Below are 642 nucleotides of genomic sequence, written 5' to 3' on the forward strand. Positions count from 1 at the left end.
AGCTGGGATTGGTTTTGTGATTGGCCCTGTGATTGCCGGACTTTTGATCGGTGGTGACTCAACCAGTCCAAATTTTCGTTTACCGGCTTTAGCCGCCACCATTGCTTCCGGGGTAACATTTTGTGCGGCCTTTGGCGCGTTGCCCGAAGTGAAGCCCATAAGATTCAAGCCAGCAGTTCAGCACCGGCATCCCCTGGCTCAATTGCTCCCTGAGCTTAAGCAAGTTCTCCAACGTCCATTGGTTGGCATGCTGATCACGTTAACCTTTATCACCTTTTTCGGTGGCATTGGCATTCAAGCTATTTTTGCCCTGTGGTGTGAATGGCGTTTTGGTTGGGGAGCCCAGGAATTTGGTTATTTGCTGATTTTCTATTGTTTAACCATTGCCATCATTCAACTGAGTTTGCTCGGTCGACTCACCCGTTGGGTGGGAGAGATTAAGTTACTCCTATGGAGTTCTGCGATGGCCGCCCTGGGGCTTGTGCTGATTCCCTTTGCAAACAATGTTCCTCAGTTACTGGCAGCGCTGTTATTGACAATTTTTGCCCAAGCATTAGGCAATCCAGTACTGGCCAGTTTACTCAGTCAGTTAGCTGGGGCGAAACAACAGGGTAAGACCCTGGGCTTGATGCAGTCTGTGAT

Annotated in this window: 1 protein-coding gene; it reads left to right on the forward strand. The window is 49.5% G+C overall.

Translation table 11 applies throughout. The features are described from left to right. Positions 1–642: MFS transporter (locus tag DXZ20_RS00705; protein ID WP_163695713.1), on the forward strand; the 642-nt coding region annotated here is incomplete at both ends.

The organism is Adonisia turfae CCMR0081 (assembly GCF_011009555.1).
In the GTDB taxonomy this organism is placed as follows: domain Bacteria; phylum Cyanobacteriota; class Cyanobacteriia; order Phormidesmidales; family Phormidesmidaceae; genus Leptothoe; species Leptothoe turfae.